Source organism: Amycolatopsis sp. NPDC051128 (genome assembly GCF_040682715.1).
GTDB lineage: Bacteria > Actinomycetota > Actinomycetes > Mycobacteriales > Pseudonocardiaceae > Amycolatopsis.
The window spans coordinates 327,298-352,315 of record NZ_JBFBBN010000003.1; the positions used below are offsets into that span (position 1 = coordinate 327,298).

General features: G+C 72.8%; 20 protein-coding genes and 1 pseudogene. 9 read left to right on the top strand and 12 right to left on the bottom strand.

Going from position 1 to position 25,018, the window contains the following annotated elements; translation table 11 throughout:
* Nucleotides 1-25 precede the first annotated feature (25 nt).
* Nucleotides 26-1,180 (top strand): glycogen synthase, encoded by a 1,155-nt coding sequence (gene glgA / locus AB0M82_RS05525; RefSeq protein WP_364717943.1) that lies wholly within the window; start codon nucleotides 26-28, stop codon nucleotides 1,178-1,180.
* Complete coding sequence (gene glgC, locus AB0M82_RS05530) at nucleotides 1,177-2,394, top strand: glucose-1-phosphate adenylyltransferase (protein ID WP_364717945.1); 1,218 nt, start codon at nucleotides 1,177-1,179, stop codon at nucleotides 2,392-2,394. The genes glgA and glgC overlap by 4 nt, the downstream gene beginning before the upstream one ends.
* Before the next feature lie 11 nt (nucleotides 2,395-2,405).
* Here the strand turns inward: glgC and AB0M82_RS05535 are convergent, their stop codons facing one another.
* Both AB0M82_RS05535 and AB0M82_RS05540 read right to left on the bottom strand, forming a co-directional pair.
* The gene (locus tag AB0M82_RS05535; RefSeq protein WP_364717947.1) at nucleotides 2,406-2,537 is read right to left on the bottom strand and encodes a hypothetical protein; all 132 of its coding nucleotides are present in this window, start codon (nucleotides 2,535-2,537) and stop codon (nucleotides 2,406-2,408) included.
* Nucleotides 2,538-2,647: 110 nt separating this feature from the next.
* Nucleotides 2,648-2,803: a hypothetical protein gene (locus AB0M82_RS05540; protein WP_364717949.1), complete on the bottom strand. Its 156-nt coding sequence runs from the start codon at nucleotides 2,801-2,803 to the stop codon at nucleotides 2,648-2,650.
* 189 nt (nucleotides 2,804-2,992) lie between these two features.
* On the opposite strand from AB0M82_RS05540, the gene AB0M82_RS05545 reads away from it, so the two are divergent.
* Nucleotides 2,993-4,030, top strand: coding sequence for an NADPH:quinone reductase (locus AB0M82_RS05545; protein ID WP_364717951.1), 1,038 nt, complete (start codon nucleotides 2,993-2,995; stop codon nucleotides 4,028-4,030).
* Nucleotides 4,031-4,044: 14 nt separating this feature from the next.
* Here the strand turns inward: AB0M82_RS05545 and AB0M82_RS05550 are convergent, their stop codons facing one another.
* Nucleotides 4,045-6,795, bottom strand: a complete 2,751-nt coding sequence (locus AB0M82_RS05550) for a BTAD domain-containing putative transcriptional regulator (protein ID WP_364717953.1) — start codon at nucleotides 6,793-6,795, stop codon at nucleotides 4,045-4,047.
* Between the two features lie 116 nt (nucleotides 6,796-6,911).
* Between AB0M82_RS05550 and AB0M82_RS05555 the strand changes: the two genes are divergently transcribed.
* From AB0M82_RS05555 to AB0M82_RS05570, 4 genes are all read left to right on the top strand, one after another.
* A complete protein-coding gene (locus AB0M82_RS05555; protein WP_364717955.1) occupies nucleotides 6,912-7,394 on the top strand; it encodes a hypothetical protein in 483 nt (160 codons plus the stop codon).
* 41 nt (nucleotides 7,395-7,435) lie between these two features.
* Nucleotides 7,436-8,377, top strand: coding sequence for a zinc-binding dehydrogenase (locus AB0M82_RS05560; RefSeq protein ID WP_364717957.1), 942 nt, complete (start codon nucleotides 7,436-7,438; stop codon nucleotides 8,375-8,377).
* A gap of 107 nt (nucleotides 8,378-8,484) precedes the next feature.
* A complete protein-coding gene (locus tag AB0M82_RS05565) occupies nucleotides 8,485-10,359 on the top strand; it encodes a serine/threonine-protein kinase (RefSeq protein WP_364717959.1) in 1,875 nt (624 codons plus the stop codon).
* Entirely contained in the window at nucleotides 10,356-12,149 is a 1,794-nt protein-coding gene (locus tag AB0M82_RS05570; protein ID WP_364717961.1) for a serine/threonine-protein kinase, read from the top strand. Before AB0M82_RS05565 ends, AB0M82_RS05570 begins: the two co-directional genes overlap by 4 nt.
* A gap of 1 nt (nucleotide 12,150) precedes the next feature.
* Here AB0M82_RS05570 and AB0M82_RS05575 read toward each other — a convergent pair whose 3' ends face one another.
* Complete coding sequence (locus AB0M82_RS05575; protein WP_364717963.1) at nucleotides 12,151-13,110, bottom strand: alpha/beta hydrolase; 960 nt, start codon at nucleotides 13,108-13,110, stop codon at nucleotides 12,151-12,153.
* A 104-nt stretch (nucleotides 13,111-13,214) separates the two neighbouring features.
* Here AB0M82_RS05575 and AB0M82_RS05580 point away from each other — a divergent pair, with 104 nt between their 5' ends.
* A complete protein-coding gene (locus AB0M82_RS05580; RefSeq protein ID WP_364717965.1) occupies nucleotides 13,215-14,351 on the top strand; it encodes a helix-turn-helix domain-containing protein in 1,137 nt (378 codons plus the stop codon).
* On the opposite strand, the pseudogene AB0M82_RS05585 reads toward AB0M82_RS05580, so the two are convergent.
* Nucleotides 14,344-14,439: pseudogene (locus AB0M82_RS05585) on the bottom strand (LuxR C-terminal-related transcriptional regulator); the annotation flags it as partial. The gene AB0M82_RS05580 and the pseudogene AB0M82_RS05585 sit on opposite strands and share 8 nt — an antisense overlap.
* 98 nt (nucleotides 14,440-14,537) lie before the next feature.
* Between AB0M82_RS05585 and AB0M82_RS05590 the strand changes: the two are divergent.
* Nucleotides 14,538-14,948 (top strand): hypothetical protein, encoded by a 411-nt coding sequence (locus tag AB0M82_RS05590; protein WP_364717967.1) that lies wholly within the window; start codon nucleotides 14,538-14,540, stop codon nucleotides 14,946-14,948.
* Here AB0M82_RS05590 and AB0M82_RS05595 read toward each other — a convergent pair.
* From AB0M82_RS05595 to AB0M82_RS05625, 7 genes are all read right to left on the bottom strand, one after another.
* Nucleotides 14,941-15,309, bottom strand: a complete 369-nt coding sequence (locus AB0M82_RS05595; RefSeq protein WP_364717969.1) for an STAS domain-containing protein — start codon at nucleotides 15,307-15,309, stop codon at nucleotides 14,941-14,943. The two genes, AB0M82_RS05590 and AB0M82_RS05595, sit on opposite strands and share 8 nt — an antisense overlap.
* A 150-nt stretch (nucleotides 15,310-15,459) precedes the next feature.
* Entirely contained in the window at nucleotides 15,460-18,387 is a 2,928-nt protein-coding gene (locus tag AB0M82_RS05600) for a beta-galactosidase (RefSeq protein WP_364717971.1), read from the bottom strand.
* A 107-nt stretch (nucleotides 18,388-18,494) separates the two neighbouring features.
* Nucleotides 18,495-20,420, bottom strand: coding sequence for a GDSL-type esterase/lipase family protein (locus AB0M82_RS05605; RefSeq protein ID WP_364717973.1), 1,926 nt, complete (start codon nucleotides 20,418-20,420; stop codon nucleotides 18,495-18,497).
* Between the two features lie 15 nt (nucleotides 20,421-20,435).
* Nucleotides 20,436-21,422, bottom strand: coding sequence for an arabinan endo-1,5-alpha-L-arabinosidase (locus tag AB0M82_RS05610; protein WP_364717975.1), 987 nt, complete (start codon nucleotides 21,420-21,422; stop codon nucleotides 20,436-20,438).
* A gap of 185 nt (nucleotides 21,423-21,607) precedes the next feature.
* A complete protein-coding gene (locus AB0M82_RS05615) occupies nucleotides 21,608-22,630 on the bottom strand; it encodes a pectinesterase family protein (RefSeq protein WP_364717977.1) in 1,023 nt (340 codons plus the stop codon).
* A 57-nt stretch (nucleotides 22,631-22,687) separates the two neighbouring features.
* Nucleotides 22,688-23,500 carry a pectate lyase gene (locus tag AB0M82_RS05620; RefSeq protein ID WP_364717979.1) on the bottom strand — a complete coding sequence of 271 codons (813 nt, stop codon included), beginning with the start codon at nucleotides 23,498-23,500 and terminating at the stop codon, nucleotides 22,688-22,690.
* A 213-nt stretch (nucleotides 23,501-23,713) separates the two neighbouring features.
* The gene (locus AB0M82_RS05625) at nucleotides 23,714-25,012 is read right to left on the bottom strand and encodes a pectate lyase (protein ID WP_364717981.1); all 1,299 of its coding nucleotides are present in this window, start codon (nucleotides 25,010-25,012) and stop codon (nucleotides 23,714-23,716) included.
* Nucleotides 25,013-25,018: the final 6 nt, after the last annotated feature.

Sequence of the window (25,018 nt, forward strand, 5' to 3'; positions counted from 1 at the left end):
CCACGAAGGCCCTAGGGTTCGCATCATGAAGGTCGGCCTGCTCACCCGGGAATACCCGCCGGAGGTCTACGGCGGCGCCGGGGTCCATGTGGAGTTCCTCGCCCGGGAGTTGCGGCCGCTGGTCGATCTCGACGTGCACTGCTGGGGCGCCGACCGCGACGGCGCCACCGGGCATACCGACCCGCACGGCTACCGCCAGCCCGCCTTCACGACCATGGACATCGCCGTGTCCATGGCGAACGCCCTCGAAGGGCACGACCTCGCGCACAGCCACACCTGGTACGCGAACCTGGCCGGGCACCTGGCGAAGCTGACGCACGGCATCCCGCACGTGGTCACCGCGCACTCGCTGGAACCGCTGCGGCCGTGGAAGGCCGAACAGCTCGGCGGCGGCTACCGCGTCTCGTCGTGGATCGAGCGCGAGGCCTACGAAGCCGCGGACGCGATCGTCGCGGTCAGCGGCGGCATGCGCCGGGACGTCCTGGCCGCCTACCCGGCGGTGCCGCCCGAGCGGGTGCACGTGATCCACAACGGCATCGACACGACGCTCTACCGCCCCGACCCCGGCACCGACGTGCTGGCGAAGCACGGCATCGACCCGGACCGGCCGTACGTGCTGTTCGTCGGCCGGATCACCCGGCAGAAGGGCGTGCCGCACCTCGTCCGCGCCGCGGCGCAGCTCGACCCGGGCACCCAGCTGGTGCTGTGCGCGGGCGGCGCGGACACCCCCGAGCTCGACGCGGAGTTCCGCGGCCTGGTCGCCGACCTGGAGAAGACGCGCACCGGCGTTCACTGGATCCCGGAGATGCTGCCGCGCGCCGAGGTCGTGCAGCTGCTCACCCACGCCGCGGTGTTCGCCTGCCCGTCGGTCTACGAACCGCTCGGCATCGTCAACCTGGAGGCGATGGCGTGCGGCACCCCCGTGGTGGCCAGCGACGTCGGCGGGATCCCGGAGGTCGTCGACGACGGCCGGACCGGCCTGCTCGTGCACTACGACGAAGCCGACGCGAGAGGGTTCGAGGCGGGCCTGGCCGCCGCGCTGAACGAAGTGGCGGGCTCCCCGGACCGGGCCGCCACGATGGGCACCGCCGGCCGCGAGCGCGCGGTCGGCGAGTTCGGCTGGAAGGCGATCGCCGAGCGGACGGTCGCCCTTTACGAGGCGTGCGGGAGGTCGTCGTGAACGGCGAATGCCATGTGCTGGGGATCGTGCTCGCGGGCGGGGAGGGCAAGCGGCTGATGCCGCTGACGGCGGACCGGGCGAAACCGGCCGTCCCGTTCGGCGGCACGCACCGGCTGATCGACTTCGTGCTCTCGAACCTGGTGCACGGCGGGATCCGGCGGCTGTGCGTGCTGACGCAGTACAAGTCGCACTCGCTCGACCGGCACATCAGCACCACGTGGCGCCTCTCGGCGCTGACCGGCGAGTACGTCACGCCGGTGCCGGCGCAGCAGCGGCTGGGCCCGCGGTGGTACCAGGGCAGCGCCGACGCCATCCACCAGAGCCTCAACCTGGTCCACGACGAGAGCCCCGAGTACATCGCGGTGTTCGGCGCGGACAACATCTACCGGATGGACCCGCGGCAGATGCTGGACGCCCACATCGCGTCCGGCGCGGGCGTCACGGTCGCCGGCATCCGCGTCCCGCGGGCGGAGGCGAGCTCGTTCGGGGTCATCCGGACCACCGACGGGCTGATGATCGACGCGTTCATGGAGAAGCCCGCGGACCCGCCGGGCCTGCCGAGCTCGCCCGACGAGGCGTACGTGTCGATGGGGAACTACATCTTCACCACGAAGGTGATGCTGGAGGCCCTGTACGCCGACTCCGAGAACGCCGCGTCGCACCACGACATGGGCCGCGACATCATCCCGGCGCTGGTGAGGTCGGGCGAGGCCGCGGTCTACGACTTCACCACCAACGTCGTGCCCGGCGAGACCGAACGCGACCACGGGTACTGGCGCGACGTCGGGACGATCGACAGCTACTACGACGCGCACACCGACCTGATCTCGACGCACCCCATCTTCAACCTCTACAACCGGAAGTGGCCGATCCTCGCCCACCCCGGGCAGCGGGCGGCGGCGAAGTTCGTCGAGGGCGGCTCGGCGAACCAGTCGATCGTCAGCAATGGCTGCATCATCTCGGGCGCGCAGGTGGTCGACTCGGTGCTCTCGCCGGACGTGCTCGTGGAGCAGGGCGCGGTGGTGCAGGGATCGGTGCTGCTGGACGGCGTCCGCGTCGGCCGGGGCGCGGTCGTGCGGCGGGCGATCCTCGACAAGAACGTGGTGGTCCCCCCCGGGGCGCACATCGGGGTCGACCTGGCCCGCGACCGCGGGCACTACCACGTCAGCGAGGGCGGGATCGTCGTGCTGGGCAAGGGGGAACGCGCGCTCTGACCGCGGCGGGGTCAGGAGCGGGAAGCCGCCGAAATCCGCTCGACCACCTGGCGAGGGTCGATCCCCCAGCGTTCGGCCAGCTCCGAGATCGACGCTCCGGCCGCGTGCTCGGCGGCGATCAGGCTGTTCACGACCCCTGCCACGCTTCACTCCTCACGCCCGGACGCACGCCCACCCGGGAAGCTCTACATGTTGTTTGCGAACGTCGAACGAAGTGCTATACGTCAGCCGCGGCCCACCGATTCGGTCCCGCTCACGGCCCCTTTCCGCCCGGTTCATCGGACGGATTCCGCGCATTCGCGGTCGCCTGTGCGCGCGTCGCGCTGAACACGGCGTCGAAGATCGGCGTCGGCTCACCGTCGTCGCGCTTCGGCCGCTGGTCCCCCTGGCTGCGCTTGTCCTCTCCCACGCGCCCAGTTTCTGCGACGGCGGCCGGTTCCGCTCGGGCAACCCCTAAAATCGCCCGGCCGGGGGATCACCCGCACGGCTCGATTTCCACTTTTTCCGTCGGCGGCGACGGAAATCCGTGCCGATTTTCCGGTGTCCCATTTTCGCGGGCGCCGGGAATAACCCGGGTTCCACCGGGATTGCACCCGGCATGAAAGCAGTCGTCTACCGCCGCCACGGCGGACCCGAGGTGCTGGCACTGGCGGAGCGGGCCACCGCGGACCCGGGACCCGGCGAGGTCCGCGTCCGGATCGTCGTGTCCGCGGTCAACCCCACGGACTGGAAGGCCCGGAGCGGCCTCCGCGCCGAGCCCGGGGCCGAGGTGCCCGAAACGGTGCCCAACCAGGACGGGGCCGGCGTCGTCGACGCGGTCGGCCCGGACGTCACCGGCTTCGCGCCGGGCGACCGGGTGTGGGTGATCCTCGCGGGCACCCACGGGCCGGCGGCCGGCACCGCGCAGGAGTACACGGTGCTGCCCGCCGCGAAGCTCGTCCGGCTGCCCGACGCCGTCGGCTTCGACGAAGGGGCCGGCTTCGGGATCCCGGCGATGACCGCGCACCGGGCGCTCACCGTCGCCGAAGACGGGCCCGCCCGGCTCGCCCCCGGCGCCCTCGACGGCCGGACCGTGCTGGTCAGCGGCGGCGCCGGGGCGGTCGGCAACGCCGCGATCCAGCTCGGCCGCTGGGCCGGGGCGACGGTGATCGCCACGGTGAGCAGCGACGAGAAGGCCGCCCTCGCTCGCGCGGCCGGCGCCCAGCACGTGCTGCGCTACCCGGACCCGGAGCTCGCCGTCCGCGTCCGCGAAGCCGCCCCCGACGGCGTCGACCTGATCGTCGAGGTCGCGGCCGGGGTCAACGCGGGACTGCACACCGAGGTCCTGCGCCCCCGCGGCACGGTCGCGATCTACGGCGACGACCGCGGCACCGGGACGGTCAGCCTCGACTTCGGGGCGAACCTGTGGGCCAACACGCGGTACCAGTTCCTGGTGCTCTACACGGTCGGCGCGGACAAGCTGCGCGCCGCCGCCGAAGACGTCACCGCGGCGCTGGCCGACGGCGCCCTGCGGCTCGGCGAGGACCGCGGCGTGCCCGTCCACCGGTTCGCCTTGGCGGACACCGCGAAGGCCCACACCGCGTCGGAGGAAGGCGTCACCGGCAAGGTGCTGATCGACGTCACCCCGGCCGGCTGACCGCATGTGACCGCTCACCCGGGCTCGTGGACCCGCTCCCCCGGCAGGCCGATCTCCTCGAGCAGCGCGCGTCCCGCCCGCAGGTGCCGCTCCGCCTCCGCGTCCTGCCCCAGCGCCGCGCACGCCGAGCCGAGGCCGATCAGGGCACGGGCCTCCTGGGCGCGGTACCCGATCCGGCGCGCCGTGGTCAGCGCGAGCCGGTGCGCCGCCGACGCCGCCGACGGGTCACCGAGGGCCCGGCCGGCGGTGCCGAGGCTGTTGGCCGCCATGGTCAGCAGCAGCGGGTGGTTGAGCCGGGCGAGGATCGCGCACGCGCGCTCGGCGTGGTCGTGTGCCTCCGCCGGCCGCCCGGCCGCCAGCAGCACCTCCGCGGCGTCGATGCGGCTCCACGCCTCGCCGAACGCGTATCCCGCCTCGACCGCCGCGCGCACCGCCTTCTCCACCACTTCCCGGGCTTCGGTGAGCCGGCCGAGCCGGGCCAGCACCAGCCCCAGCTGCGCCGACGCCAGGATCGCGCCGTGGCCGTCGCCGAGTTCCTCGCGGATCGCGCGGGCGCGCGACGCCGACGTCAGCGCGTCCTCGAGGTCGCCGAGCACCTCCTGGGCGTGGCTCAGGTTGCCCCAGGCCAGGGCGGCGATGGCGTGGCTGCCCGTTTCGCCGGCCAGCACCAGTGCCCGCCGATAAACCCGGACCGCGTCGGGGTAGCGGCCAAGCATGCCGTGCAGCGCCCCCCTCCGGGCGAGGGCTGCCGCTTCGGCCGCGCGGTCGCCGGTCGCGAGGGCCAGGCGCAACCGCTCCTCCGTCGCTTCGACAGCCTCGGCGAGCCGCCCGGACTCCCAGTGCGCGATCGCGAGGTTCGCCAGGCTCAACTGCCGGGCGTGCGGGTCGCCCAGCCGGTCCGCGGCCCGGACGCCCGCGCGGGCCAGCGCCGTCAGCTCGTCGCGGTGCCCCTGCTCGCGCAACGCGGCCACGGCACGGTCGGCGATGCGCCACACGTGCTCGTCGCGTCCGCCGTCCAGCGCGGTGACGGCGACCAGGTTGGCACGCTCGACGACGAACGAGAACTCGCCGTCGCGGTAGTGGTCCAGGAGCCGGTCCCGGGCCGCGGCGGCCTCGGCCGGGTCCGCCACCTCCCGCGCGTGTTCGGCGATCAGGTCGTGGAAGCCGTAGCGGTCCGGGGCGGGCTGCCGGAGCAGGTGCGCGTCGAGCAGGTCCTCCAGGAGCCGCTCGGCCTCGGCGACGCCCGCGCCGTACAGGGCACTCGCCGCGGGGAGCCCGAAGTCACCGCCCGGGTGGCACCCCAGCACCCGGAACATCCGCCGCTGCGAGGCCGTGAGGTCCCGGTAGGACAGCGCGAACGTCGCCGCGACGTCCCGGCCGCCCGCGCGCAGCTCCCCCAGCCGGCGCCGCTCGGAACCGAGCCGCGCTACCAGGTCGGCCGGCGTCCACAGTGGACGCGCCTGGAGCCGGGCCGCGGCGATCCGCACGGCCAGCGGCAGGTACCCGCACAGCCGCGCGACGCCCGCGCCGGACCGGCCCCCGGCCGCGGCGGTGAACAGGGCCTCGGCGTCGGCCGGCGGCAGGACGTCCAGGCCGAGCGCGAGCGCGCCGTCCACCGCGGCGAGCCGGCGGCGGCCGGTCACCAGCACCCCGACGCCGCGGTCGCCGGGCAACAGCGGTACCACCTGCCCGGGGCCCGCGGCGTTGTCGAGCACGACGAGCACGCGGCGCCCGGCGACCCGGGAGCGCCACAGCGCGGCCCGCTCGTCGAGCCCGTCCGGCTGGCGGCTCGCCGGCACACCGGTCTGCAGCAGCAGGGCCGCCAGCGCGGCTTCGGCCGGCAGCGGATCCCGGCCCGGGGTGTGGCCGTGCAGGTCCACGAACAGCTGCCCGGCCGGGAACTCCGGCACCGCCCGGTGCGCGACGCGGACCGCGAACGCCGTCTTCCCGACCCCCGCCATCCCGTCGACCACCACCGGCTGCCCGGCGCGCAACGCCAAGAGCGCGCGGGCGACCTCGGCCGCGCGACCGGTGAAGTCCGGCACGTCGTAGGGCAGGAAACAGCGGCCGGGCACGGGCTCCTCGTGCAGGAGCTCCTCGTAGAGCGCGCGCAGCGGCGCGCCGGGGGCGATCCCCAGTTCGCCGGCCAGCCGCCGCTTCGCACGCTGGTAGGCGTTGAGCGCGTCGGCCTGCCGCCCCGCGCGGTGCAGGGCGCGCATGAGCAGCCCGACCAGCCCTTCCCGCAGCGGGTGCTCGGCGACCAGCGCGGTCAGCTCGGCGACGACGTCACCGTGCCCGCCATCGACCTCGGCGGCCAGGCACTGCTCCAGCACGGCCAGCCGCCGCTCCTCCAGGCGTTCGGCGTCCGGGCGCAGCGCGGCGCTAGCCACCCCGGCGAGCGCGGGGCCACGCCAGCAGGCCAGCGCCTCGCGGAACTCGCCGCGGCCGGCGTGCTCCTCGAACGCGTCGACGTCGAACGCGCCCGGCCGCAGCGTGAACCCGGGTCCTTCGGCGGTCAGGACGTCCTCGCCCGCCCCGGCCGCGACGAGCGTGCGCCGCAGGGCGGTGGTGAGGTTGCGGACCTGCCGCACCGCCGTCGCCGGGGGCTCGCCGTCCCACACGACGTCGACGAGCCGGGCGACCGGCACCACCCGGCCGGCGCCGAGCAGCAGCGCCGCCAGGATGCGCTCCTGCCGTGGCCCGGACGGCCCGATCGGCCGCCCGTCGCCGAGCACTCGCACCGGACCCAGGACGCGGAACTCCATGACTCACCCCGCCGGCGAGGCTAACCGGCCCGCGACCGGCGCCGGTGCGGAAGTGATGCAGCTGTGATGCACGGCCCCGGCAGTCTCCGGTCCGGTCCACGGAGAAGGGAAACCAGATGCGCAAGTGGGGTTACACGGCCTTGGGTACCGCGCTGGCGGCGGCGGTGATCGGCGCCCCGGTCGCCGCGGCGGCCGGCGAGCAGACCGGCGGCGGGCAGCAGGAGTGCCGGCGGGCGTTCGACCACGCCGTGTGGGAGGACATGGACAGCTTCAACAAGCGCGACGCCGCCCGCTACCGCGCGGTCATCCACCGCGACATGGTCACGGTGGGCCGGCGGGGCAACGTCCTCATCGGCTACGACGCGAACGTGATCCCGGTGGTGGAGCAGCAGTTCAAGGTGCCTTACGAGTACGCGATGCCGTGGACGGTAGTGCACACCGTGGTCGAGAACTGCCAGATGGGTTTCGCGATCCTCGACGCGCACTACCTGGAGCCGTCGCACGGCATCGACCGCCACTTCACGATCAGCTTGACGCTGGTCCGCGACCACGGCCGCTGGCAGGTGGTGAAGGACACGGTCACCGACGTGGTGCCCTGATCGCTTGACTTCAAGCTTGGTCGAAGTTCGAGACTCTGGGCATGGACGCGATCATGGTCACCCGCTTCGGCGGTCCCGAGGTACTGGAACCGGTCACCCTGCCCACTCCCGAACCGGAAGCCGGTCAGCTCCGGCTCGCTGTCGAGTACGCCGGCGCCCTCTGGCTGGACACGCTCATCCGGCGCGGCGAGGGGCCCGACGCGTTCCCCGTGCGGCCGCCGTACGTGCCGGGTGGGGCGGTGGCGGGCACGGTGACCGCCACCGGCCCCGGGGTGGCGGCGGACTGGCTCGGCGCGCGGGTCGTCACCCGCGCGCCCGGGGGCGGCTACGCGGACACCGTGCTCGCCGAGGCCGGGTCCACCTTCCGGGTGCCGGACGGGCTGGGGCTGCCGGAGGCACTCGCTGTCCTCGACGACGGCAGCACCGCGGTGGCGCTGCTCGAAAAGACCCCGGTCTCCCCCGGTGACGACGTCCTGGTCGTGCCGGGCGTCGGCGGGCTCGGCAGCCTGCTGGTGCAGCTGGCCCGCGACGCGGGGGCGGCGGTGATCGCCGCGGTCCGCGGGCCGGAGAAGCTCGCGCTCGCGCGGGACCTGGGGGTGCGGGCCGTCGACTACGCGAACCCGGACTGGGCCGGGCGGGTGCCCGGACTGGACGTGGTGTTCGACGGGGTCGGCGGCCCGCTCGGGTCCGCGGCGCTGGCGCTGCTGCGCGACGGGGGCCGCTTCTCCGGCTACGGCATGAGCAGCGGCGCGCCGACCGCGCTCACGGACGCGGACCGCCGCCGGCTGACGGTGGCGGACATGTCCCAGCTGCCCGAGTTCTGGCCGGACACCCCGCGGCGGATCCGGCACGCGCTGGCGGAGACCGCCGCGGGCCGGCTGCGGCCGGTCGTCGGCCGGATCTACCCGCTGCGGGAGGCCGCGGCGGCGCACCAGGACATCGAACAGCGCCGCGTGACCGGCAAGATCCTGCTCCGCCCCTGACGCCGCGGCCGCGGTGGTCCGGTAGCAGATCACCGGACCACCGCGGCTCAGGACATTCCCGCGGGCGCCGAGACCCCACGATCTACGATCGCCCGCGGAGGTGGGGCGTGGAGCCGTTGGGTCCGGGTGAGCCGGCGCAGATCGGGCGGTACCGGCTGCTCGCCGCGGTCGGCGAGGGCGGGATGGGCCGCGTGCTGCTCGGGGTCGCCCCCGACGGCAGGCTGGCCGCCGTCAAGCAGGTGCACCGCCGGTTCGCGCACGATCCCGGCTTCCGCGAACGGTTCCGCCGCGAGGTCGACGTCTCGCGGCTGGTCTCGGGCGCCTACACCGCCGCGGTGATGGACGCCGACCCGCACGCGCCGACGCCGTGGCTCGCCTCGGTCTTCGTCGCCGGGCCTTCCCTGCAGGAAGCCGTCGACGCGACCGGGCCGCTGCCGCCGGCCGCGGTGCGGCGCCTGGCCGCCGGGCTCGCGTCGGCGCTGACCGGCGTCCACCGGGCCGGGCTGGTGCACCGGGACCTCAAGCCGGGCAACGTCCTGCTCGCCGACGACGGTCCCCGCGTCATCGACTTCGGCATCGCCCGCGCCGCGGAAGGCGGCACCGACCTGACCCACACCGGCGCCATCCTCGGCTCGCCGGCGTTCATGTCGCCGGAGCAGGCGGACGGGCGGCCGCTGACCCCGGCGAGCGACGTCTTCTCCCTGGGCGCGCTGCTCGTCCTCGCGGCCACCGGGCGCAGCCCCTTCGCCGGGGTGTCGGCCCCGCAGTCGCTGTACAACGTCGTCCACACGCACCCGGACCTGCGTGCCCTCCCGCCCGACCTCCGCGCCCTCGCCGAAGCGTGCCTCGCCAAGGATCCGGCCCGCCGGCCGACGCCGGCGCGGCTCCTGGAACTCCTCGGGCCGCTGCCGCCGGTCCCGCGCCCGTGGCCGCCCGGTGTGCACGCGCTGATCGCCCGGCGGCAGGCCGAGGTGGCGGCCGTCGTGGCCAAGCCGCCGAAGCCGCGGCGGCGGGGCCTCCGCGTCGCGCTCGCCGCGACGGCGGCCGCGGTCGTCGTGGCCGGCACGATCACCGCGGTCACCCTCCTCGACGGCGACGACGGCGCGACCGCGGCCCCGGCAAGCACCCCCGCCCCGACGCCGACGACGTCCGCGCCGAACCCGGACCCGCTCGGCCCGGACAAGCTGCGCGGCGTCGACGTGTGCCGGGTGCTGCCGTCGGTGCCCGGAACCGGCAAGCTCACCCCGGAGATCGGCGTGCACTTCTTCGCCTGCACCTACGAAACCCCGCAGGGCCAGTGGCTGGAGCTGACCATCGGCGGCCCGGTGAGCGCCAAGGGCGCGCCGTCGGGCGAACTCGGCGGCCTGCCGCTCAGCGTCGAGGACGAGACGAGCCGCTGCACGGCCGCGGTGCCCGTCGTGGACCGGCCGGCCGCCACGATCGGGGTCGAGGCGAGTGACGCCGCGGCGAAGTTCGCCAAGCCGTGCGACGCGGCGAAGTCCGCGCTCGGCGAAGCGGTGGAACGGCTCCGCGCCGGAAGCGTGGATTCGCCCGCGCCGAAGGGAAGTCTCGCGGCGGTCGATCCGTGCGGGCTGGTCGCCACCGCGACCGCGCAGCGGATCGCCGGCCCGGTCACCAAGGTCGAGCCCCGCGGGCTGCACGAATGCCACTGGCGGGCCGGCGGCGACGTCGGCGTGACGCTCGAACGCGGCAGCCGGCCGTTCGTGTCCAAGGACCCGTACTACGACTCGGCCGGCACCGTCGACCTCGGCGGAGTCACCGCGTACTTCACCACGAAACGCTTCAACCCCGCCAAAGTGAGCTGCGGCCTCACCTGGTCACACCGGCCGATCGACGAAAAAGCCTCGGAGAACGTCATCGTCGACTACAGCACGTCCGCCAGCACGCTCACCGCCGAGGAGACCTGCCGCCAGGCCCAGGACTTCGCCAAGGCGGCCCGGTCCGGGCTGCCGACGCCGTGAAGCCCCTCGAAGCGGGCGACGCCCGGCAGGCCGGGAAGTACCGCCTGGTCGCCGAACTCGGCGAAGGCGGCATGGGCCGGGTCCTGCTCGGCGTGGCCCCGGACGGACGGCTGGTCGCGCTCAAGCAGGTGCACGCCGAGTTCGCGCGCGACGCCCACTTCCGCGCCCGGTTCCGCCACGAGGTCCAGGCATCGCAACGGGTCTCCGGGGCCTTCACCGCGGCGGTCATGGACGCCGATCCCGACGCCGAAACCCCTTGGCTCGCTTCGGTGTTCGTCACGGGACCGTCGCTGAAGGAAGCCGTCGAAGCCACCGGGCCGTTGCCGGTCGAGGCGGTGCGCCGGCTCGCCGTCGGGCTGGCGGCCGCGCTGACCGAGATCCACCGGGCCGGCCTGATCCACCGCGACCTCAAGCCCGGCAACGTGCTGCTGACCGGGGACGGCCCGCGGGTGATCGACTTCGGCATCGCCCGCGCCACCGAGGGCGGCGCGGAGCTCACCGGCACCGGCGGCATCGTCGGCTCGCCCGCGTTCATGTCCCCCGAGCAGGCCGAAAGCCGCGCGCTGACCCCGGCGAGCGACGTCTTCTCCCTCGGCGGGCTGCTGGTGATGGCGGCGACCGGGCGCGGCCCGTTCACCGGCACGACGACGGCGCAGCTGCTCTACAACGTCGTGCACGCCGTCCCCGACCTGACCGGGGTGCCGCCCGAGATCCGCGCCCTGGTCGAGCCGTGCCTCGCCAAGGACCCGGCTGCACGACCATGGCCGCCGCAGCGGATCCTCGACTTCCTCGGCCCGGTGGCGCCGGGGACCCAGCCGTGGCCGGACGCGGTGCACCGGCTGATCGAGGCGCAGGAGACCGCGGTCCGCACCGCGCTGTCGTGGCCTGCGCCCGAGCCGCTGCCCGCCCCGCCGCGCCGCCGCCGCTGGGTCCCGGTCGTCGCCGGGCTGGCCGCCGTCGCCGCGCTCGCCGCGGGCAGCCTGGTGGCGGTGAAGGTGTTCGGCGCCGAGCCTGCGTCCCCGGGCGCGAATCTCGACCCGACGAGCCTGGAGACCCTGCGGCGCACGGACCCCTGCCGGGTGCTGAACGACGTTTCGGTCCCGGACGCGGGAAAGCTCCGCGCCGACCCGGGCTCCCTGTACTTCGACCGCTGTGACTACCGGACGCGGTCGGGCGCGAAGATCGCCGTCAAGCTGGGCGACCCGATCTACGTCGAAGGCGGGCGGCCGGCCGAGGACCTCGACGGCAGGCCGGTGCTGTTCAGCGAGATCAGCGGCAGCACCTGCGACGCGAGCGTCCAGCTCCCCGCGCAGCCGGAACTGGGCGTGACGGCGCTCGCCGAGACGTGCGGCCTGGCGAAGACGACGCTCGGCAAGCTGCTCGAGCGCCTCCGCGCCGGCGCCGGGTTCGAGCTGCCGGCGGGCACCCTGCTTCCGCTGGACCCCTGCGCGGTGCTGGACAAGACCGCGGTGACGCAGGCGCTCGGACCGGTCCGCGAGGTCAAGCTGACCCGGCTGCGCGAGTGCGCGTGGACGGCCACGACGTCACTGCGGCTGACCTTCGAGAAGCTGTCGGTGGTCCCGGAGACCGGCACCGCGGTCGACCTCGGCGGCGTCACCGGGACCCGCCGCGAAACCGGCGAAAGCTGCGCGCTGACGTGGAACCACCGCCAGTTCGACGCGAAGCAGGCGGAGCACGTCCGGATCCTCGCGACGAAGACCGGCGGCGGCGCCTGCGACGCGGCGGTGGCGTTCGGCAGGGCCCTGGCCGGGAAACTGCCGAAGCCCTGACTCAGCCGGTGGTCACCCCGAGCCCGCGGCGCAGGGCGTCGACCACGTCGGCGAACATCCGGCGGGAGATCTGCGCGGTCTCCACCATCCCCGATCCGTGGAACGTGCCCGGGTAGTGGCGGAACTCGGCCTGCACGCCCGCGTGCGCGAGGCGTTGCGCGTACTGGATTCCTTCGTCGCGAAGCGGGTCGAACTGGCAAGTTGTCACGAACGCGGGCGGCAGCCCGGCCAGATCGGTGGCGCGGGCCGGGGCGGCGTAGGGCGAGACGTCGGCGCCACCCGGCTCCGCGCCGAGGTAGCTGGTCCAGCTGAAGACCGCGTTGGGCCGGTTCCAGATCGGGGTGTCGGTGTACGCCTCCATCGACGGGGTGTCCAGCCGGTCGTCCAGCTCCGGGATGCCGAGGTACTGGAAGCGGAGCGCCGGGCCGCCGCGGTCGCGGGCCAGCAGCGCCACCGCGGCCGACAGGCCGCCGCCGGCGCTCTCGCCGGCCACGCCGATACGGGCCGGGTCGATGCCCAGCTCGGCGGCCTTGGCCTCGACCCAGGCCAGTGCCGCGTAGCAATCCTCGACCGGCGCCGGGAACGGGTGCTCGGGCGCCAGGCGGTAGTCCACCGAGACGATGACGATCCCCAGCTCGTCGACCAGCCGGAGCAGCTGTGCGTTGAACATGTCCAGGTCACCCATGACGAACCCGCCGCCGTGGATGTACAGCAGGCCGGGCACGGCACCAGTGCGGTTGCCCGGCGAGTAGACGCGCACCGGCACGTCGGGCGCGTCGGACGGGCCGGGTACGGCCGTGTCCCGGACGTCGACGGGGTTCACCGGCTCGTAGCCCGGCAGGACTTCGCCCAGCTGTGCCATCGAGGCACGCGCGGTCAGCAGGGATTCGTGGTCGGTCAGGGGCACCTCCGGCAGCATGTCCAGCCAGGGCGCCAGCTCGGGGTCGATCGCGTAGGTCATGAACTGATGATGGGCCGCGGATGGTGATCCCGGCCACCGCCACGCGGCGGGCGTTGCCGGGGCGATCCTCGCCATCCGGCGGCGGGCACGCCTATCGTGACGGCATGAAAGGCCTGCTGCTGAGGCTGTCCGGGCTCGACGCCGACGCCGAGAACGCCGTGCGGGTGATCGGGTTCTTCGACCGCCTGATCACCGGGCGCGCCGGTCCGGACGCCCTGGTGCGCAGCACGGCCGAGCTGGCCGGCTGCCCGGTCGGCGTGCACGCCCCGGGCCAGGGGCTGTCGCTGCGCGCGGAACCCGGCGCGGACGTCACCACCCCCGGGCCGGCGCCCGGGGGATCGGCCACCCGCCTGCTGGAAGGCGGGGTGGTGGTGTGGGTGGCCCGCGCGGGCGCGCCCATTCCGCTCGACGACATGCTGCTGGAACGGTTCGCGATCACCGCCGCGATCCTGCTGGGGAACTCCGGCGTGCCGCGGCCCGAACTCGGGGACCCCGCCCTGGTCGAGCTGGTGTTGTCCGCCGACATCGGGACGGCGGAGCGGTCACGGGCCCTGCACCTGCTCGGGTTCGGTCCGACGACCCGGCTGCGGGTGCTGGCGGGCACCGGCGTCGACGCGCTCGGCGGGCGGTCGGCGCGGCTGGGCAGCGTGCGGGCGGTGCTGGTCACGGGCGAAGGGGCCGGCTTGGAGCTGCCGGCAGGGGGCCGGGCGGGTCGCGGCTTGGAGCTGCCGGCAGGGGGCCGGGCGGGTCGCGGCCCGGAACTACCGCCCGACGGCCGAGCGGGTCGCGGCCTGGACTTGCCGGCAGGCGGCCGAGCGGGCCTCGGCCCGGAGCTGCCGGCCATCGACGTGGCCCGCTCGTGGGCGGCCGCCCGGACCGCGCTGCGGTTCACCTCCGCCGCCGAGCCGGTGGTGTGGTGGGAGCGGCTCGGCAGCCTGGCCGCGCTCGACGGCAAGCTCGGCCCCGCGGACCTCGCCGAGCTCGCCGACGTCCGCGCGCTCGACCGGCTGGCGGCCGAGCCCCACGGCGAAGACACCCTCGCGGCGCTCGACGCCCTCTGCGCGACCGGCTCGGCCCGCAAGGCCGCGGCGGTGCTGCACCGCCACCACAGCACGATGCCGGCCCGGCTCGCCCGGGCCGAGGCCGTCCTCGGCTTCGACGTCGACTCCCCCGCCGGCCGGTTCCGGCTGCACCTCGCCCTCATGCTCCGGCGGCTGCGCGACAACACGGAGCTCAGCTGACCGCCGCCGACGTCCGGCGCTGCACGCCCAGCTTGTGCGGCACCGCCGACACGTAGTTCTTGACCGTCTTCTCGGCCAGGAACAGCCGCGGCGATCTGCCGGTACTTCGTGCGCTCCGCTTCCTGACGAGGGAAGCGGGAAGAAAGCCGGGCCAGGCACGATGGCCGGGACTCATCGGGAGGAAAAATGAAGACTGTGGTACCGGCCACGATCCTGGCCGCGATCCTGGCGACGGTGCTCGCTTCCCCGGCGCAGGCGGTGACCGTCAAGCAGGTCACGAGCAGCTGCCTGGACGGCGGCTTCGCCGGCAGGCTCACCCTGCGCTACGAGACCTGGGGTGGCTTCCACCACCCGCTCGGCGCGATCACCGCGTCAGGCCCGTACATCGGCGACTCGGGCACCCAGTCCCTGCGGATCTCCTACCGCGACGGGGTGAGCACCCACACGGTCTACTCCAAGACCAGCTCCGCCACCGCGGGCGAACACAGCCAGACCCTGCCCTCGCGCCTCAACCTGCCAGTGACCGCGACCGCAATCGCATCGACGAAGTTCGACAGCGGCACAGCATCGTGCGTCGCGACAGTACTGCTCAGGTAGCGATGCGGTGGCCCTCCTCGGCCTGACGGCCCTCCAGCCGGAACAGCGGCGCCACCGCGGCGAGGTCCAACGCACGACGCACGACGCGAGACGGCTTGAGGACCAGGTCGATCCCGGCGTCGGCGCAGCGGGCCCGTAGCCGGCCCAGGGCCGCCACACCCGTCACGCCGCAGAAACCGACCCCGATCAGGTCGACCACCAGCCGGTGCGGGGCGGCCTCGACCGCGCGGACGAACTCTTCCTCGAGCCGTGGGCACGTGGACATGTCTATCTCGCCCGCCACCGTGACCCGCGCCGTTCCGGGCTGGGGCTCCGTGGTCGTCGCCGTCAGCAACAGGGCGGACAGGTCGTGGACGATCATCAGGGTCTCCTTCCCGCGGGGACAGCTGCAGTGATCATTTCGTACCCGATCGCGGCCGGACCCAAACGCCCCTTTCCCTCGCTCCGGCCAAGTCCGTGAATGTCGCATCGAGAGACTTCAAGTCCCTCAATGCGACATTCACGGCTTCGCTTACGGTCGCCAGCCCGGGGAGTACACCTGCCGGACCGGGACACCGCCGCGGGCCGACCCCAGGTCGGTCAGCGCGACGCGCTCCAAGCCGTTGCCCTCACCGCCGTCGCTGGTCACCGCCAGCGCCACCGTGTTGCGGCCGTGCGGGTCCAGGATTCCGGTCGGCAGCGCGAAGGTGTGCTGCGGACCCACGTCCGCGACGTACTGCCCGACGTTCCAGCCGTTGAGGAAGATCAGCACCCGGTACCGGCCGCCGGACCGCGGCTTGGCCGGGTCGCCGATGGTGAGCCCGATCGACGTGTCCTGGCCGGACGGCACGCGCAGGCCGAACGTCGTGCGGTACCACGTCGTCCCCGCCGCGGCCGTCGCCGCGGGAACCGACGCCGGGGTCCAGGCGCGGTCCGGGAAGCCGGGCAGGTGCCAGCCCGCGCGTTCGCCCGCGAGACCGCCGCTGTTGAGCGGGCCGCGCACCGGATCCGCCGCGCCGCCCTGGAGCTTCCACGCCACCCCGGTCAGCGACGACGAGATGAGCCCGCGCCCCTCCTTGTGCGCGTCGTTGACGCCGCCGTCCTCGTTGTGGCCGTTGTTCCGCACCATCACCGACAGCACGTGCGGGCCATCGGAACGCAAGCCTTCGGGGACCGCGAACGTCGCGGTGCCGGTCGTCGGCGGCGAGGCCAGCGCCGACGGCAGCACATGCTCGCCGAGGTACTGCCCGTCCAGCCACGCCTGGAGCATCCCGGCGCCGCCCCCGCCGTAGCGCAGGCTGACCTGCTCCCCCGGCGTTCCCGTGAACCGCCCGCGGTACCAGACGTCGCCGACGCCGAAGCCGTAGTCGTCGGCCGTCAGCACCGGCTGTCCCGCCGGGGGCGGGGTGGTGCTGTTCGTCGTGGTCCGGTCCGCGGCCGGCCACGCCGAGTCGTCGTACCCCGGCTCCGACTCCGGGGAGCCGGGCGCGGACCGCCAGCCGGTGAGCTCGGGCAGCCGCGGGTCAGCGGGCCCCGGCAGCGGCCGGACCGCGGCGAGGCTGCCCGACGCGGTCGGCCACATCGGCACGAACGAGCCGTTCCACCGCACCACCGGGCTGCGCGCGCCCCACACCTCGAGATCCTTGGCCGCCTTCGTGTCCCCGGTCAGCGAGACGACGGGCCCGACCTGCGCCGTCCGCACCAGGTCGGGACCGCGCACGAGCAACCCCGACATCAGCCAGAACGTGTCGGCGGTGGTGTCGTCGGCCAGCAGCAGCGTGACGGCCGGGCGGCCGCCGCCGCTGATCCGGACGCGCGCGAGCCCGTCGTGGCGGTAGTTCAGCCTCAGGTCGTTCCCGCTCCAGGTCGTCGTGACGTCTCCGGAGAGGACGTCCACGCGCGGCTGCGACGCGTACCGCAGCACCGTCTCGCCGTCCTCGCCCGGCCTGCCGTGCAGCAGCACCGTCCCGGCGGTCTGGGCCATCGGCTCGGACGTCGAGTACACCAGGTGCTGGCCCGCGACGTCGAAGTTCGCGACCAGCTGCTTCGCGTCCTGGCCGTTCAGCCGCAGCACGCCGGCCTGCGGCACCGTGTACGAACCGTCCGAAGTGGACAGCGGGAACGTGAAGGCGTCGTTCGTGGTCAGGTTGGACGGCGAGTGCGTCGGCAGGTACAGGTGCACCCCGGTGTCCGGGTTGACGTTGTGGTAGACCTTCACCGCGGCCGACGACGGCGTCACCGGGCCACCGTGGTCCATCTTGGCCACGTCGGGGACGGTGGCGAGGAAGTACCCGAGTTCCTTCATGGTCAGCGCCTTGGGCCGCAGCTGACGGCCTTCGTCGATCGCCGCGCCGTAGTCGTAGGACGAATAGACGACCGGCGCCGGGAGCCAGCCCCACGACGTGCCGCCGTAGGTCATGTAGAAGTTCTGGAGCGTCAGGCCGTTCGCCAGGTTGGTGCCGTAGAAGACGCGCTCGTAGCCCGGCCCCTGCCGGACGGCGGTGCACGGGTAGGTGCCGTTGCTGCCCCAGTAGTCGAACCAGCCGCCGCCGAACTCGGCGACGAACCCGGGTGTGTTCGGCGACGCGCTCGCGCCGCCCTTCGCCCCGCCCGGCCCGTAGGTCCCCCAGTCCGGCGCGACGTTCGGGTTGCCGGGCGTCGCGTCGGTCCGGCAGGTGCCGCCCGGGTAGCCGTCGAAGGCGTACAGGTCGACCTTGCCCGGGACGGTGCCGGGCACGCCGGAGTCCGCCGGCACCCAGATGCCGTTGCGGCCCTTGTCGTTGTGGAAGATCGGCACCTCGATGCCGTCGGCCCGCACCTTGTCGTAGAGGTGCGCGACGTAGTTCCGCTGCGCGGTCCCGGTGGCGGCCAGCTCGTTCTCGATCTGGTACAGGATCACCGAACCGCGGCCGTCGGTGTACTGGTGCCGCCCGATGATCCGGTCGATCCGCGTCAGCCATTCGTCGGACGCCGCCAGGTAGTCCGGCGCGTCGCTGCGGGCCTTGCCGGCCTGGGTGCTCAGCCACGCCGGGAACCCGCCGCCGGTGACCTCGGCGTTGATGTACGGGCCGGGCCTCGCGATGACGTACAGCCCGGCCTCGGCCGCGAGGTCGAGCACGCGGTCCATGTCGCGGACGCCGGTGAAGTCGTAGACCCCGGGCGCCGGCGAATGGTAGTTCCAGTCGAAGTAGATCGAGACGGCCGTGTAGCCGGTGGCCTTCATCTTCTGCAGCACGTCCCGCCACAGGTCCGGGCTGGGCAGCCGGAACGGGTGGAACTCGCCGGACCAGACGACCTGGCGGCGGCCGTCCAGCATCAGCGAGTACTTGTCGAAGGTGACCTGGTGCTTCGCGGGCGCCGGCGGGCCGGCGGACGCCGGCGCCGGTGCGGCGCACAGCCCCGCCGAGACGAGCAGAGCGAGCACGAAGGCCGGGAACCGGCGCATGAAAAGCCTTCTCACGTCAGTACATCTCCACGCGGTCGTAGGCGAACCCGGGACGCCCGAGGTATAGGTCGTTATACAGCTCGATGGGCGCGCCGGCGGCGAGGAAGGTCGCGCCCTCCTGGTCAGCCGATGAGCGGGGCGAGCCGGTCGGCGATCTTGCGGTGCCCGGCGTCGTTCGGGTGCACGTTGTCGACGGTGTCGGTCGCCTCGGTGATCCAGCCCTCGGTGTTCACGAAGCGGATCTTGGCGTCGCCCATGGCGGCGACCGCGTTCTTCGTCTCGGTGACGAACCGCTTCCGGAAGGTCTCCAGCGCGAGGACCGTGGCGTTCGGGTACTTGGCCCGGATCCGCTGGAGCAGCGTGGTGTACGCGGCCTGGAACTGCGCGCCGGTGACGTGGTGCCCGGCGTCGTTGGTGCCGAGGTTCACCACGACGGTGGTGGCCTGGTATCGCGCGAAGTTCCAGTCCGGAGCGGACGCGTCGAGACCGGTCTTGAGGAACCGGTCCCGCATCCCGATGCAGCCGTCGGCCGACGGGTACAGGCAGGCGCCGCCGACCGCGATCTGGGTGTGGGCCTGGCCGAGCCGCTCGCCGACGAGCCAGCCGTACGCGGTCAGCGCCTGCGCGGACGAGAGCTGGCCGACGGTGATCGAGTCGCCGACGAACTCGATGAGCTTCGCCGGGACCGCCGGGGCGTACGTCGTCGCACCGGAATCCAGGGTGACGCCGCCGAAGACCGCGTCACCGTGGTACGAACCCGCGACCGGGCGGTACGACACGCGCAGGACGTGGTTGCCCGCTCTGAGGGGCTGCGGCGTCAGGTTCACCGTGCCGCTCACGTTCTTGTACGCCGCGATCGCGCCGCCGTCGATGCTCGCGAACAGGTCGATGGCGCCGCGCTGCTTCAGCTTCACCGTGGTGCCGGTGAACCCGATGACGACGTACGCCCCGGCCCATTCGGAGACGTACGCGCTCGCCGAAGCGGTGTTCCACCGCCCGAAGTACTTGATGTTGGTGTCGGTCGGCAGGCCGTTGCCCGCGGCGGCGGCCATGGTCTCCGTCGCCTGCAGGGTGGGCGCGAGGATCGGCGCCAGCCGGGTGGCGATCTTGGCGTGCCCGGCGTCGTTCGGGTGGCCGTCGCCGTCCGCGTAGTCGGTGCCGGTCGTCAGCCAGCCCTCGGTGTTGATGAAGCGGACCTTCGCGTCGCCCAGCGCCGCGACCGCGTTCTTCGTCTCGGTGACATAGCGTTTCTTCAGCGTTTCGAAGGCGAACAGCGTGGCGTTCGGATACTTGGCCCGCACGTCGCGCAGCAGCTTCGTGTACGCGGCTTGGAAGGCGGGCCCGCTGACGCCGTGGCCCGCGTCGTTCGTGCCGAGGTTGATCACCACCGCACTGGCCTGGTACCGCGAGAAGTCCCAGGCCGCGTCGCCGGTGCTGTCGGTCCTGAAGAACTGCGTGGCCTGCCCGACGCACCCGGAGGCCGCCACCAGGCAGTACCCGGAGCGGGCGATCTGCGTGTGCCGCACGCCGAGCTTCTCGCCCACCTGCCAGCCGTACGCGGACAGCGCGAGCTTGCTCGTCAGCGCACCGTAGGTGATGGAATCGCCGACGAATTCGACGAGTTTCGACGGCAGGACCGGCGCGGCCGTCTTCGCTCCGGAGTCGAGGACGAGCCCCTGGAAGATGGTGTCACCGGAGCGGTAGGACAGCCGCAGCGAGTGGGTCCCGGCCGGCAACGCCGCCGGTGTCAGCGAAACGACGCCTTTCACCCCGGCGTAGAACACGTCGGGGCCGTTGTCGATGCTCGCGTAGAAGTTCACCGCGTTCCTGGCCTTCACCTTGACCGTGGTCCCGGTGAACTTCGTGGTCACGTAGGCGCCGGCCCAGTGCGGGACCGCGCCGGCGGACTCGGTGGTCCACCGGCCGACGTAGCCGAGGTTGGGGTCGGTGACCGGCACGTCGGTGGCCGCGGCCGCCGCTTGCGGGGCGGCCACGGACACGGCGAGCGCGACACCGATCGTCGCGAAGAGCGCACGCAGTCTGGACATGACGAACTCCCGGGTTCAGTAGACGTACGGCCAGCCGGCGCTGTCGTAGCCGATGAGGTTGATGCCGAGCTTCCCCGTCAGCGGCGCCGCGTCGGAGTAGTAATAGTGGTAGACGAGCACGTCGGCGTCGGTGTCGTGCAGCACGGCCACGTGGCCGGGGCCGTGGACGTCGCCGTGGCTCGCCAGGATCTGCGTGCCGCCGCCGGCGGTCATCCGGACGCCGTTGCGGTCCGTGTAGGGCCCGGTGATCGACGTCGAGCGCCCGACCATCACGCGGTAGGTGCTCTTCGTGCCCTGGCAGCACAGGTCCCACGAGACGAACAGGTAGTAGTAGCCGCCGTGCTGGACGATGTACGGCGCTTCCTCGGCCGACGTGCCGCCCGTGCGCTGGGCGATGCTCCGCAGCGCGGTGTCGGTGGTGCTGCGCTTGCCGGTGGCCGGGTCGAGCCGGTACATCTTGATGCCGGTCCACCAGGAGCCGAAGCTCAGCCACCACCGGCCCGCGGAATCGACGAACAGGTTCGGGTCGATCGCGTTGTAGTCGTTGCTGGTGCTCGTCTGCACGACCATGCCCTGGTTGGTCCAGCTCCCCGGCAGCCCGGTCGTGCTGGTGGCCAGGAAGATCGCCGAGTTGCGCGAGCCCAGCGACGAAGCGGCGTAGTACAGGTAGTACTTGCCGTTGTGGAACGAGATGTCCGGCGCCCACAGGTACTCCGGGTGGGCCGGGTCGGTGAACGGCGCCGTCCACGGCGCGCCGTTCGGCCAGACGGACCCGATCTTCGTGAAGTGGATCCGGTCGGTCGACCGGCGGATCTGCAGGTACTGGTCGGTGGAGTACAGCAGGTAGCTGCCGTCCGCCGTGCGGATCATCGACGGGTCGTGCACCGCTGCGATGTCCCCGGTGACGTAGCCGGGGTTCGGGTAGGTCGCGGCCTGCGCGGCGGGGGCGCTCAGAAGGGCGGCGGCCACGGCGATGACGGCCGGGAGCCGGCGGAGTTTCATCAATTGTCCTCGGTTCGACGCTGATCCTGAGGTGACACCCAACGCGTACTGTTAGCGTTAACAGCCCTGAACGGCCGTCACCTCACGGCGTTCGTGTGAGGTGACGGTGAAAATGGTTGACGGTTCCCCGCTCTCCGTCAAGGGCTGTCGGTAGGTTTTTCCCTGGGTCGTGCCCGGCGCTGTCATCAGTACACAGGGTTCCACCCGTCACCGCCCGCGAGGTACCGCTGCGGGGTGAGTGTCGCGGCCTGCGCGGCGGTCAGCTGGGGCCGGTCGGCGCCGGTACCCGCGCCGGGGCCGGTGTTGTGGTACTCGAAGAACCGGGCGTCCTTCCACGAGAAGCCCGACATGTCCGTCCACGGGGCCGGCTTGATCGCCGCCGGCAGGACGGTCTCGCGGAAGACGACCTGCGCGATGGCGTCGACGTCACCGCCGGGGTGCCACGGCCGGCCCAGGTGGAAGCTCGCGTTCGCCGCCGAGCTGACGACTTTGCTGCCGACGATCAGGAACCCGTACGGGTTGGTCCGCCGGGTGCTGGCCGCGGTCAGGTAGCCGTTGTTCGAGCTGGAACCGCGATCGAGCGCGGTGATCGTGGCCCGGTCGAACACGGCGGTGGCGCGGCCGAACATGAAGTCGACGTCGCCGCTGATCGAGCACTTCCGGTAGTACTGGCGTCCGACGGTGCCGGCCGCCGCGGTGTCGGCGTACAGGGTGTCCTGGTGCCCGAGGAACGTGACGTTGTCGAAGACCATCCGGTCGCCGGTGGTCTTGACCGCGACCGCCTGGGTGGCGGTGATCTCCGGGTGGGCGTTGCGGTCGAAGGAGTTGCGGAAGGTCAGCGCGGTCGCGGTGAAGCCGTTCGCGGCGATCGTCGCGGTCGCGCTGCCCGTCGTGCCGTACGTCGAGCCGTCGGGTTTCTTCGTCCCACTGGCGTTGTCGTAGTCGACGACGACGTCGGACGCCTTGCCGGTGGTGCCGCGCAGGGTGACCCCGGTCTTGCCCGCGGGCACGGAGATCACCTCGTGGTAGGTGCCGGGCTTGACCGAGATCGTGCCACCGGCGGACACGGCGTCGATCCCGGCCTGGACGGTGGTGTGGGTCCCCGAGCCGTCCTTGGCCACGACGACGTTCACCGCCGCGGTCCCGTCCGGCGGGCACACGAGCGAAGCACCGGCGAACACGGAGGCGAGGAGCAGGGTCTTGAGCATGAGACCTCCACGAGGAGGCCGGGGGTACCGGACGGCGGCCGGCACCCCCGGGGTTCCTTATTTGTAGGTGATGTTGGCGGTGGTGTAGAGGCAGTTCGTGGCGTCCGGGCCGCTGCCGATCTTCGTCGGCTCGCCACTGGTGACGCCCTTGTACTTAGTGCAGGGCTCGATCTTGCGGCCGGTGTCGCCGACGATCGTGATCCTGGTCAGCTTCGCGGTGTCGCCGTAGTTGGTGTTGATGCCCACGAGGGCCTTGCCGGGCACGGTGGCGGTGACGTTGTCGACGACGACGTTGCGCTTGTACTGCGTCTTGCAGTTGCCGCAGGAGCGGTACAGCTTGCCGAAGTCGTTGACCTGAAAGTTCCGGATGTACATGGTGCCGGGACCGTTGTGCTGGAAGACCTTGTCCGACGCCTTCCGCGCGCCGCCGCCGTCGATGGTCATGCTCTGCGACGCGGAGGTGCCCTTGAAGGTCGCGGCGTCCTCGCCGACGTCCTCCCACCACACGTTGAGCAGCGTGCAGGTGCCCAGGCAGTGGACGCCGTCGGCGGCCGGGCTGCCGAGAACGACGTTCTTGAGGGTGGTGCCGTTGGCGAGCTGGAACAGGGGGCTCTGCCCCTCTTGCTGGCCGCCGCTGCCCAGGTCACCGGTGCCGTAGAACCGCTTGAGACCACCGTCGTAGGTGCCGCTGGTGACCTTGATGGTCGCGCCCACCGGCTGGCTGACACTGGGGTTCGGCCATGCGGCGGCGACCGCGCCGGCCGTGGTCACGCCGGCGGTGGCCGGCGCCACCGCGGCGATCGCCGCGGAGACCGCGAAAGCGGCCACCGCGACCACTCGAAACCATCGATTCTTTGCTGGGGGAACCATCTTCATCACTCCCTGGTCCTGTTCCGTCGGCGCTGAAGGAAATGTCCGACCGGGTTGTGAAAGCGCTTTCTCGATAGCGAGTTTCGGGTTCGGGGCACTCCGTGTCAATGTCGTTCGCCGCAGCACCACCCATGTCGCCCGGATGGTCGCCATCGGCGCGGATTTTCAGAAAACCACGAAACTTTCGAACGCCGCCCGGCCGCGGGAGGAGCGTCAGCGGGGGCCGGCGCCGGCGAGGACCCGCGCCGGGACCTGCCACGCCGGGTCGAGGCGGTCCACCAGGGCCGGCGTCCAGCCGACGTCCGGCGCGAGGTCCGGGTCGTTGGCCGCGTTGTACTCGGCCAGCAGGTCCACCGGCCGGGGCCACGACCAGCCGGTCGCGACCAGCGTTCCCGACGCGTGCAGCATCTTCCCCTTCCAGTAGTGGACCAGCGCGCCCAACGGCAGCCCCGCCGGGATCCGGAAGAAGTTGTTCTCCGCGTAGATCCGGGACTCCACCCCGACGCCGAGCGAATACGTGTAGGCCGCCGGATCCCGCACCACGTACAGGTTGTCGTAGACGTGCACCTGGCCGTACCGCACCCGCGGCGCGCGCTGCCCGATCTCGGAGAACAGGTTGTGGTGCAGGGTGACGCGCAGCTTGCCGACGTCGTAGGTCGGCTTGTCGGTGTTGCCGATCAGCATGGTCTTGTCGTGGTCGTGGAGCCGGTTGTACGACACCGTGACCAGGTCCGAGCCGTTCACGATGTCGAGCAGCCCGTCGTGGACCTCGTACTTCCGCCCGTAGTACGAGGGCTGTTCGTCGTTGCCGCCGTCGCTGAACTCGTTGTGGTCGACCCAGATGTGCGTCGCCCCGACCAGGTCGAGGTTGTCGTACTCGGAGTTCCAGTTGCCGTCGGCGGTGTCGAGCGGGTCCCACTGCGGGAAGCAGTCGTGCGCGTCGGAGAAGTTCAAATTCCGCAGGATCACGTTGCTGCCGGTGACGCGCAGCGTCAGGCCGTGCAACGTCGCCCGGGCGCCGAGCCCGACGATCGTCGTGTCCGGGCCGACGTCGAGCGTCACCTGGGCGGCCTGGTTGGCCTGTGACCGCTCCCGCGCCTCTTCCAGCGGACCCGACGGCGGCACCTTGCCCCACGTCGCCGGATCGTAGGCCGCCAGGTACGCAGGCAGGGTGTAGCCGGGGTCGGCGAAGTCTTCGCAGCTCATCGGCCGGTCGTGGGCGTCGACGTTGCCCTCGATCGTGCCGCGCACGTAGATGATCTTCGGCGCGCCCGGGTTCGCGGCGAGCGCGGCGGCCAGTTCGGAGCGCTTGGTCACCGTGTGGACGTCGCCGGGTGCGGCGGCCGCGCCTCCGGTCGTCCCGGTGGTCGCCGCGGCCCAGCCGTCGTGCGCGCCGAGGACGACCCGGCCGGGATCGAGCCCGTGCGCCGCCGCCGGTGCGGCCGACAGTGTGGATCCGAGCAGGGTGAGTCCGAGCAGGGTGAGACACCCCGCGAAAGCCTTCCAGCGCATGTCGGC

Excerpts from the sequence above, each read along its gene's own strand:
- AB0M82_RS05620 (WP_364717979.1), bottom strand. The coding sequence starts at position 23,500 with ATGGTTCCCCCAGCAAAGAATCGATGGTTTCGAGTGGTCGCGGTGGCC.
- AB0M82_RS05595 (WP_364717969.1), bottom strand. The coding sequence starts at position 15,309 with ATGATCGTCCACGACCTGTCCGCCCTGTTGCTGACGGCGACGACCACG.
- glgA (WP_364717943.1), top strand. The coding sequence starts at position 26 with ATGAAGGTCGGCCTGCTCACCCGGGAATACCCGCCGGAGGTCTACGGC.
- AB0M82_RS05605 (WP_364717973.1), bottom strand. The coding sequence starts at position 20,420 with ATGTCCAGACTGCGTGCGCTCTTCGCGACGATCGGTGTCGCGCTCGCC.
- AB0M82_RS05555 (WP_364717955.1), top strand. The coding sequence starts at position 6,912 with ATGCGCAAGTGGGGTTACACGGCCTTGGGTACCGCGCTGGCGGCGGCG.
- AB0M82_RS05560 (WP_364717957.1), top strand. The coding sequence starts at position 7,436 with ATGGACGCGATCATGGTCACCCGCTTCGGCGGTCCCGAGGTACTGGAA.
- AB0M82_RS05545 (WP_364717951.1), top strand. The coding sequence starts at position 2,993 with ATGAAAGCAGTCGTCTACCGCCGCCACGGCGGACCCGAGGTGCTGGCA.
- AB0M82_RS05610 (WP_364717975.1), bottom strand. The coding sequence starts at position 21,422 with ATGAAACTCCGCCGGCTCCCGGCCGTCATCGCCGTGGCCGCCGCCCTT.
- AB0M82_RS05590 (WP_364717967.1), top strand. The coding sequence starts at position 14,538 with ATGAAGACTGTGGTACCGGCCACGATCCTGGCCGCGATCCTGGCGACG.
- AB0M82_RS05550 (WP_364717953.1), bottom strand. The coding sequence starts at position 6,795 with ATGGAGTTCCGCGTCCTGGGTCCGGTGCGAGTGCTCGGCGACGGGCGG.
- AB0M82_RS05580 (WP_364717965.1), top strand. The coding sequence starts at position 13,215 with ATGAAAGGCCTGCTGCTGAGGCTGTCCGGGCTCGACGCCGACGCCGAG.
- AB0M82_RS05625 (WP_364717981.1), bottom strand. The coding sequence starts at position 25,012 with ATGCGCTGGAAGGCTTTCGCGGGGTGTCTCACCCTGCTCGGACTCACC.
- AB0M82_RS05615 (WP_364717977.1), bottom strand. The coding sequence starts at position 22,630 with ATGCTCAAGACCCTGCTCCTCGCCTCCGTGTTCGCCGGTGCTTCGCTC.
- AB0M82_RS05575 (WP_364717963.1), bottom strand. The coding sequence starts at position 13,110 with ATGACCTACGCGATCGACCCCGAGCTGGCGCCCTGGCTGGACATGCTG.